Genomic DNA, 555 nt, shown 5'->3' with positions numbered 1-555 from the left:
ACTTGAATGGAACACCAACTGCTTTCATGTCAGCTGCGTGGCGAGCAGCAGCTGAGCCACTCTCTACACCAGTTCTGTTGGTCTCTAAAGTTAAAGCCATTTAGGTCTCCTATAGGAATAGGGCCTAATAAAAGACCCGATTTATAGCGTTAATCTACCAAGTGGTCAAACATTGAACCTAATTCATCTTGTGTTAAACCACCATTCCCCATTTTACTGGTTAGTTTGGAACGTTTAACCTGATTAGCGTTAGTTTGAGCACTACGGTTAGTTGTTTTACGTGGAGTAGGAGATCGAGTTGCCTGAATCTTGTTCTTCACCACATTTATATTTTGTTGTTTCTTGGAATTAAATGCAATCTCTGCATCACGCTGAGACATCAGTAGGTCAGCTAGTGCTGGGCATAGGGCTCCTTTGAGACTTTCAAAAGGAATACCTTTCTGTACTGCCCATACATACACATCACTACCTTCAGTAGCCCATCTTTGACCATATTTACGGAGCATTGCTGTGTCAGTTTCCTGAATCTTAGCAGCGGTGATCTGAGCCTGTTGA

At 42.7% G+C, this 555-nt stretch carries 1 protein-coding gene; it reads right to left on the bottom strand.

Translation table 11 applies throughout. The annotated features are described in order from the left end of the window. Positions 1 to 149 precede the first annotated feature (149 nt). A partial coding sequence (locus N1032_RS27205) for a hypothetical protein (protein ID WP_259543820.1) occupies positions 150 to 555 on the bottom strand: 406 nt, incomplete at its 5' end.

Source organism: Herbiconiux daphne (assembly GCF_024979295.1).
Lineage (GTDB): Bacteria > Actinomycetota > Actinomycetes > Actinomycetales > Microbacteriaceae > Herbiconiux > Herbiconiux daphnes.
The sequence above is the reverse complement of the archived record's forward strand: the minus strand, read 5'-3'. Positions and strand labels throughout refer to the sequence as shown.